The organism is Ruminococcus sp. (assembly GCF_024691275.1).
Taxonomy (GTDB): Bacteria; Bacillota; Clostridia; order Oscillospirales; family Ruminococcaceae; genus Ruminococcus.
On record NZ_JAILNU010000095.1, the window covers coordinates 21,674 to 30,283 of the forward strand.

Annotated in this window: 7 protein-coding genes; 4 read left to right on the forward strand and 3 right to left on the reverse strand. The window is 49.2% G+C overall.

What is annotated here, in order from left to right; translation table 11 throughout:
- The first annotated feature begins 218 nt into the window (after nt 1-218).
- From K6G33_RS11595 to K6G33_RS11605, 3 genes are read left to right on the forward strand one after another with little or no spacing between them, the layout of a single operon-like run.
- A complete protein-coding gene (locus K6G33_RS11595; RefSeq protein ID WP_296779635.1) occupies nt 219-902 on the forward strand; it encodes a response regulator transcription factor in 684 nt (227 codons plus the stop codon).
- Complete coding sequence (locus tag K6G33_RS11600) at nt 895-2,577, forward strand: ATP-binding protein (protein WP_296779636.1); 1,683 nt, start codon at nt 895-897, stop codon at nt 2,575-2,577. The genes K6G33_RS11595 and K6G33_RS11600 overlap by 8 nt, the downstream gene beginning before the upstream one ends.
- Nucleotides 2,574-3,701 (forward strand): rhodanese-like domain-containing protein, encoded by a 1,128-nt coding sequence (locus K6G33_RS11605; RefSeq protein ID WP_296779638.1) that lies wholly within the window; start codon nt 2,574-2,576, stop codon nt 3,699-3,701. The genes K6G33_RS11600 and K6G33_RS11605 overlap by 4 nt, the downstream gene beginning before the upstream one ends.
- A gap of 216 nt (nt 3,702-3,917) precedes the next feature.
- On the opposite strand, the gene K6G33_RS11610 is transcribed toward K6G33_RS11605, so the two are convergent.
- From K6G33_RS11610 to K6G33_RS11620, 3 genes are read right to left on the reverse strand one after another with little or no spacing between them, the layout of a single operon-like run.
- A complete protein-coding gene (locus K6G33_RS11610) occupies nt 3,918-6,233 on the reverse strand; it encodes a hypothetical protein (RefSeq protein ID WP_296779640.1) in 2,316 nt (771 codons plus the stop codon).
- A 45-nt stretch (nt 6,234-6,278) separates the two neighbouring features.
- On the reverse strand, nt 6,279-7,190 hold the full coding sequence (locus K6G33_RS11615; RefSeq protein ID WP_296779642.1) for a dihydroorotate dehydrogenase: 912 nt from the start codon (nt 7,188-7,190) through the stop codon (nt 6,279-6,281).
- Complete coding sequence (locus K6G33_RS11620; RefSeq protein ID WP_296779643.1) at nt 7,190-7,960, reverse strand: dihydroorotate dehydrogenase electron transfer subunit; 771 nt, start codon at nt 7,958-7,960, stop codon at nt 7,190-7,192. Before K6G33_RS11620 ends, K6G33_RS11615 begins: the two co-directional genes overlap by 1 nt.
- Before the next feature lie 274 nt (nt 7,961-8,234).
- Here K6G33_RS11620 and K6G33_RS11625 point away from each other — a divergent pair, with 274 nt between their 5' ends.
- Nucleotides 8,235-8,429 (forward strand): alpha/beta-type small acid-soluble spore protein, encoded by a 195-nt coding sequence (locus K6G33_RS11625; protein WP_173450005.1) that lies wholly within the window; start codon nt 8,235-8,237, stop codon nt 8,427-8,429.
- Nucleotides 8,430-8,610: the final 181 nt, after the last annotated feature.

Below are 8,610 nucleotides of genomic sequence, written 5' to 3' on the forward strand. Positions count from 1 at the left end.
AGTATAACACAAACAGCGGAGAAATTCAACTATTTTTTAAAAAATACACAAAAAAATTATGGCGCAAATCCACGGATTTTCGGCTGTTTTGAACATAGGACTTGAATTTCCGTCCCGTTTACCGTATAATAATATTGTAGTGGACGGTGTCCGCAGAGTCCCGTAAGTTTTGGACATTGGCTCTCAACTTCTAAACTCCCACGAAAGGTGGCTTTTTTATGATATATATGCTCGAAGATGAAGCGGGTATCCGCAATTTCGTCCTGTATGCACTGAGAAGCTCGGGCATGGAGGCGGAGGGCTTTGAAACTCCGTCGGCGCTGCGTGATGCTATGGAGCATGAGCTGCCTGACCTGCTGCTGCTTGACCGTATGCTTCCCGAGGAGGACGGTCTTGAGGTGCTGAAAAAGCTGAGGAATGCTCCCGAGACAAGAAAGCTTCCTGTCATAATGCTCACCGCCAAGGATTCGGAGATGGATAAGGTGGAGGGGCTGGACAGCGGCGCTGATGACTATATCGCCAAGCCCTTCGGCACTATGGAGCTGATATCACGGATAAAAGCGCTCCTGCGAAGAACTGCTGATACCCCTGCGGAGACTGAAAGACTGGAGATAGGCGGACTTTGTGTCTATCCGTCCAAGCACGAGGTCTTTGCGGAAGGCTGCAAGGTGACGTTGACCCTGAAAGAGTATGATATGCTCCTTCTGCTTATGAAGCACAGGGGAGAGGTGTTCTCACGCGATGACCTCCTGAAAGAGATATGGGGGTATGATTTTGCGGGCGAGAGCCGTACAGTCGATGTACACATAAGGACTCTGCGCCAGAAGCTGGGAAACTGCGGCGAGGTCATAGAGACTATACGCGGTGTTGGCTATAAGGCAGGTGACGAGCCCGTTGACTAAGAAGATATTTCTGGGTATCACTACCATATGCGTTGCAGCTGTCGTTGCGGCGATCGTCCTTGTAACGGCTCTTATGTACGATAAGTCCATAGATTCCGTGAAAGACGCAGTCAGGAGAGATGCGGTGCTCATATCCGAAGCAGTGGAGGATTGCGGCGGAAAATACCTTGACGATGTGGAGCTGGACGAGAATATCCGCGTAACATGGATAAATGCTCACGGAAAGGTCATATACGATTCTGAGCAGGATCCTGATTTTCTCGAAAACCATGCCGACCGAACGGAGATATCACAGGCTTTTGAAACAGGCGAGGGAAGCTCGTCGAGGTATTCCAAGACTATCATGCAGAAGACCGTGAACCACGCTGTAAGGCTCAACGACGGCTCTGTTATAAGAGTATCGGGAACGCATATATCCTTTACGGCACAGCTCCTGAAGGTGCTTAACCCGATGCTGCTGATACTTGCTGCCGTAGCACTGTTCTCGGCACTTTCCGCGTCGGCGGTGTCAAGGAATATCGTCAAGCCTATAAATGATATCGACCTTGCTAACCCCGATACCCAAAAAAGCTACAAGGAGCTTGCGCCGCTTCTGGAGAAGCTCCGTTCACAGAACCGCAAGGTCAACAGGCAGATGGACGAGATAATCCGCAGCCGTGAACAGTTCAGCCTCATGACCGAGAGCATGACGGAAGGTCTTATCATTGCCGACCCGAAGCTCAGTGTGCTTGCCTGCAATTCCAGTGCGAAAAAGCTCCTCGGAGCAGGTGCGTTTACCGAGGGACAGAGCATATACGCTCTGAACAATTCCGAGGTGTTCCGCCGATGTCTGCTCAATGCTCTGGGCGGAAGGCGTTCGGAGTGCATACTCCGCACGGGAAACGGTCAGCGTGAGGTCATCGCAAGCCCTGCAAACAGCATAGATATGGTCTGCGGACTGGTAGTGTTCATTATGGACGTTACCGAAAAACAGGAGCTTGAGACTATGCGCCGCGAGTTCACATCGAATGTTTCACATGAGCTGAAAACTCCGCTTACAACCATATACGGCATATCAGATATGCTCGCAAACGGTATGGTGCAGCAGGAGGACGTTGCGCAGTTCGGAGAGAATATCCGCAGCGAAGCCGAAAGACTCATAAATCTTATAAATGATATAGTTGCTCTCTCAAAGCTGGACGAGGATTCTGCTCCACGCGAAAACGAGAGCGTGGAGCTGTACGTTCTTGCAGAGGAAGTCCTCAGCCGCCTGAAGCTCAGTGCGGAGGAGAAAAATGTGACAGTTTCGCTGAACGGCGACAGAGTATCCCTCATGGGCAGCAGGACGGTGCTCAGCGAGGTGCTGTACAATCTCTGCGACAACGCCATAAAGTACAATGTGAGCGGCGGAAAGCTCGATGTGAAGATATCCCATATACCGCAAATGGCTATAATTACCGTAAGCGATACGGGTATGGGTATCCCGAAACAGCACGTAGGACGTATCTTTGAACGCTTCTACCGAGTTGACAAGAGCCGTTCGCGCAGGATAAACGGTACGGGTCTGGGACTTTCTATCGTTAAGCACGGCGTTATGTACCACAACGGCAATATCCATGTGGAAAGTGAAGTGGGCAAGGGTACGGTATTTACCGTGGAACTGCCTATCGAGAAGAATAAAGAGGTGTTTGAATGAGCAGTATCATTACTGTTGCCGAGCTTGAAAAGCTTGATCGCTCGGAATATATACTTGTGGATATACGCGAAAGCTCCGCGTTTGAGTACGGTCATATTGACGGAGCAGTGAATATCCCGCAGGATCAGCTTGAAACAGCGGAACTGCCGAAGGACAGGAAGATTATCGTGTATTGCAGAAGTGGTATCATCAGCGGCGAAGCTGCGGGCAGGCTTTGCGATAAGGGCTTTGACGCTTACGACCTTGAGGGCGGCTATGTGGAGTGGCTGAGGCTGAAAATGGAGAACAGACAGGTCACGGAAGCCGTAGAACTGAGCCTGCGCAAGAAGTTCAAGAAGTCCATATGGTGCAAGTTCACGAAGGCTATAAACGAGTACGAACTGGTGCAGCCCGGGGACAAGATAGCTGTCTGTATTTCGGGCGGCAAGGACTCCATGCTCATGGCGAAGCTCTTTCAGGAGCTGAAACGCCACGACAAGTTCCCCTTCGAGGTGGTATTCCTCGTTATGGATCCGGGATACAGTCCCGAAAACCGCCGTGTTATCGAGGAGAATGCCCGTTCAATGTCTATACCCGTTGAGATATTCGAGTCGGATATCTTCGAGTCGGTGTTCAATATCGAGAAGAACCCCTGCTACATCTGTGCGCGTATGAGGAGAGGTTACCTCTACAGCCACGCAAAGGCACTGGGCTGCAACAAGATAGCTCTGGGACACCACTTCGACGACGTTATCGAGACTATCCTCATGGGTATGCTCTACGGTGGACAGGTGCAGACCATGATGCCGAAGCTCCACAGCACCAATTTCGAGGGTATGGAGCTTATCCGTCCCATGTATCTTATCCGTGAAGCCGATATCAAGCATTGGCGTGACTATAACGACCTGCATTTTATACAGTGTGCCTGCAAGTTTACCGATACCTGTACCACCTGCGACCCCGACGGCAGGACAGTTTCAAAGCGTATGGAGATAAAGAACCTCATTGCCGAGCTGAAAAAGATCAATCCGCAGGTGGAGAAGAATATCTTCCGCAGCGTGGAGAATGTAAATCTGAGTACTGTCATCGCCTACAAGGACAGCGAGGGCGTTCACCGATTCACCGACCGTTACGATACTAAGTGAGCAGTTAAGAGTTAAGGACTGAGAGCGTTTTAGTTTTCAACAATAAAAAGGGACTGAGTTGAGCACGGTGCTTATACAGAAGTTTTTACGTGAGATATTGAGGAAAAACCTTTTGAAAAAGGTACGGGGGAAACCTTTCCTCAGAAAGGTTTCCCCCGATAATTTCGTGTAAAGTTTCTGTATGAGTACTCCGCTTAAACTCAGTCCCTTTTGTAATTATTTCCAGAAGATTATTATGTCTTCGGCATAGTCTATAAGTCTTGGGAAGCGCTTCATCAGTGTGCCTTCGTCCCAGTTGAAGCACATTCCGATGATGAATACCATCGTCAGTGCCATTGACGCTGCGGTAAGGATATATCTGCGCTTGTGTGCAGCAGGCTTTGTGAGACTGCGGAATATTCCTATCATTGCAGCAAGTGTCATAAGCGGCATGATATCGAACACATAGTGTGTTATGAAGCCGCCGAGACAGAAATCTGCCCATGCCAGAGCGGCTGAAAGTCCGAAGCATATAGTCAGAAGAGATCTTCTGTGGCGGTCGGCAAGCTCCTTGCTCTTTGGAGCGAATGCGGCAGGCTGAAGGAGTACGCCGCAGAATATTACGGGGAGCGTAAGTGCTCCGAAGCCGATAGCTGCGTATATATACGAGCCGTAGTTCTCAAGTCCGTTCATACCTGTTTCAAAGAATGGGAATGCGCTCTTTGACTTTGGCAGCTGCAAGAAGTAGTGATACAGTGCCGCAGGAAGGTTTGAAAGGCGAAGCTTGTTTGCGTGGATATCGCTTACTGTGAGCTGATATGCCGCACCGAAATCGAATGGTGAGCCGAAACGTGCTGCGTTATATTTCATAATAAGTGCAGCTCCTATCATCAGCGGTACCGTGAAGCAGCCTGCAAGTCCGAGGCGGTATGCGAACTTCTCCTTCTTGTCGAGGAGAATGCTTATGAAGAAAGGCACAAGGACTGCGCCGCACAGTGCGACTGTAGGTCTTGAAGCTACCGAGAGCGTCAGAGCAGTTCCGCTTATGATGAGGAGAACAGGCTTCAGCTTTTTCTTGGTGAGGGTGCAGGCTGTCATACCTGTGTACAGGCATATCATAAGGAAGCAAAGTCCCGAGATAGTCGGCAGTGTATAGCGGTCGATCTCGTTTGCGGTCGTCCAGAAGCCCATGCAGGCTGCTGAAGTAGGCATCATGAGCAGGAGAAGCAGCAGGTTCGGCTTGATATTGAGAAGCTTCATTGCTGCGAGGATCGTCAGGCACATGAACAGTATTCCCAGCACGGCATACAGATTGTTTGCCATTGCCAGTGTGGGTACCTTGCCTGTTATCAGGTAATACGGATAATAGAACGTCAAAACAGGAGCAACGCCGAAGTAGCTGTAGTACTTGCCGTTGCAGTATGCCAGATCCCAGTATGAGAATGTCGATGAATTGGCTCTTTCGCTTGAATCGTAGACGTTGGTGAGAGTGTCGAGATTGGCGTCAACGTCAAGATCGAGATATACCTGTCCTTTTTCAAAAGCGTCAAGGGTAAGTGCGAAGGGGTCGTCGGTGTAGTAATTCATGTTTTTCGCATCTCTGCCATTTTGATAAGGCTCACGGAAGCAAAGTCCCGAGAGTGTGCAGATCGCTATCATGACCGAGACTGCAATGATATGAGGACGCTTTTTGCTGTCATAGGTCACGGCGTAAAGGCGGAATTCCTTTACAGCAGCCAGAAGCAGGGCGATAGCAAGAAGTATCAGGAACCTTGCATCGGAGAACTCGAAAGGGACAGCACTGAGAAGCTTTATCTCGCTTATCTTAACGGGAGCTCTCAGACCTGAGAGCGAAAGAGTGAGAGTACCGATCTTGCCGTAGGGGGCAAATGACAGTGATAACTCGCTGTGTTTGCCGCAGGTGCGCTTATGCTGAACGACGATATTTGCCTGTGCAAAGTTTTCGTCTGTCATTCCGAGTATAACATTAAATGGCGTAGTATAGCCGTGTTCAGCTTCGGAATCGAGGTTCAGCGTCATTACCCTTGCGTTCGGATCGGGGGAATTCAGTACCAGATCCGTATCTGAGCTGACACGTATGCTTTCGTCGGGAAGACGTTCGGCGGTGTTTGGGAGGGATATCGAGTTAGGTGATATAGTGGTGCTCAGGTTTGTGCTTGTGAAGCTCTTTCCGTTGAAGAGAACGACCTCCGCAGCAAGTATCACCGCAGTGCAGACAGCACCCTTTTTCAGAAATGCGGCAAGTCGCGGAGCGTCATAGCGCTTAACGAGAACAGCTCCCAGAATAACGGCACTTGTCATGACAGTGCCCATAAGTGAAATGCCGCCTTTGCTTTCCATAGTGAGGCTCATTGCAAGGGCACTTGCGAGCAGCATACAGCACAGCAGCGTACCGCTGGCTATAACGAGATTCCTGAAAGTCTTGCCTGATTCAGCAGCTCTTTTCTTTGAGCTGAATTTTTTGTCACATATATTCATGACGGATAACGCGATAAACAGCATTATCGGTGGTATGATTATTGACCATAGCATATGAAATTGTCTCCTTAGATCAGTTTATTTGTATAAGCTCGGACATTACCACGGCTTTACAGTGCCGATGATGTCCTTTACGGAGGCGATTCCCTTGCTGTCGAGGAATTCGTTCATTTCTTCTGCTATCCTTACGGGAGCGTATGGGTCTGTGAATATAGCTGCGCCCACCTGTACAGCGGAAGCGCCTGCCATCATGAGCTCGATAGCGTCGCGTCCCGAGGATACGCCGCCCATACCGATAACAGGGATATTTACAGCGTTTGCCACCTGCCATACCATGCGTACAGCTATAGGGAATACAGCAGGGCCGCTCATGCCGCCCACGTTGTTGCGGAGCACGGGTCTGCCTGTGTTTATGTCTATCCTCATGCCGAGGAGAGTATTTATCAGTGATACAGCGTCAGCACCTGCTGATTCTACGGATTTAGCGATATCGGTTATACTGGTAACGTTGGGCGAGAGCTTTACCACGAGGGGCTTCTTAGTGACTGCACGTACTCTGCGTGTTACCTCGGCAGCCATATCGCAGCTTGTACCGAAAGCAGCTCCGCCCTGTTTTACGTTAGGGCATGAGATGTTGAGCTCTATCATATGAACGTCGGTATCTTCCAGCTTTGCAGCGACCTCTGCGCACTCATCGGGAGTTGAGCCTGCAATATTTGCGAGGACAACAAGGTCTTTCGTGAGCAGATACGGGAGCTCAGTGTCTATGAAGTGGTCTATGCCGGGGTTCTGGAGACCTACTGAATTGAGCATACCTGACGGTGTTTCGGCGATACGCGGTGCAAGATTGCCTGTGCGGAGATGCAGGGTAGTACCCTTTGTAGCGATACCGCCCAGCTTGTTCAGCGGGAACAGCTCCTCGTATTCTCTGCCGTAGCCGAATACTCCCGAAGCAGGGATAATTGGGTTTTTGAAGTCTACACCGCAGACTTTTACAGAAAGATCAGCCATTACCAGAGCACCTCCTCAGCATTGAAAACAGGACCGTCCTTACATACATGAGCAAAATATTCCTCGTCGTTGCGCTTTGTCTTGCAGGCGCAGCCGAGACAGGCTCCGATACCGCAAGCCATGCGTTCTTCAAGGGAAATCTCACAGTATATGCCTTTTTCCTTGCATATAGCCGCGATATTTTTAAGCATAGGCATAGGGCCGCAGGCGTATACTGCACCTATTTCGCCTTTTTCAGCCAGCTCCTTCAGAGGCTGAGTCACGAAACCGTGTATGCCTGCCGAACCATCATCGGTGCAGAGGATAGTTTCAGCACCTGTTCTGCGGAAGTCCTCCTGTAGAATAACAGCGGAAGAGTTCCTGAATCCGCTTATGACAATAGCCTTGCTGCCGTATGCTTCGGCAAGGGGAAGCATAGGCGGATTTCCGATGCCGCCGCCTATGAGTGCGACCTTGCGGAATCCCGGGTCGATAGTGAAGCCGTGACCTAAAGGTGCGAGCATATCTATAAGGTCGCCTTTGTTGAGTTCTGCTATGGCTTCTGTGCCCTCACCGCGTATCTCGAATACTATGCGGAGAGTGCCCTTTTCCTTATCTATGCCGCATATGGATATTGGTCTGCGGAGCGTGAAGCCCTTGGCTCTTATGTGTACGAACTGACCTGCACCTGCAGCAGCAGCTACCTCGGGACAAGCGATGGTAAAGCTGTATATCTGACGTGCAATGGCAGTTTTCTCGGTTATGATGAACTGTCCCTGCGTATATTTCATAACGTCCTCCTTTTTATATGTATCATGATCCGCTGAGAGTTGATGTAAACGCAGGCAGCTGCACAACATTCAACTCTGAACTATTTTTTGTTGCAAAAAATCATACATAAATATTATACTATTAATAATGCTGCAAATGCAAGCAAAAAACAGTCAGTACATATGCTTTTTGACTTTTTTCGTCAGATTGTACATAAATTTTTCCATTAATAATAGCACCTTAACAGGCTATAATACTATCACGGCATCAAAAATGATTTAAGGAGATAAAACAATGAGCAATAACAGTAATAAAGGCGTAATGACACAGAAGGGCAGAGAGGCTCTTGAAAAGTTCAAGATGGAGTCAGCAAACGAGCTTGGCATCGACCTCAAGCAGGGCTACAACGGTGACCTTACTTCGCGTGAAGCAGGTTCTATCGGCGGCAGCATGGTCAAGAAGATGATCGACTCTTACAAGATGCAGTAACTGCATCTGATATAACGAAAGGGAACGCCTGTGCGTTCCCTCAGCTCGTCAAAAAACCCCGCATTAAACCTCAAATAACAACAAAAAAGCTCTTCATGAAGCCACATGGAGAGCATATTTTTTGATATTCATTGTAGCAAACTTAAGCCTGACCCATTTTGAAACTTGGGAGAGGCCTCTG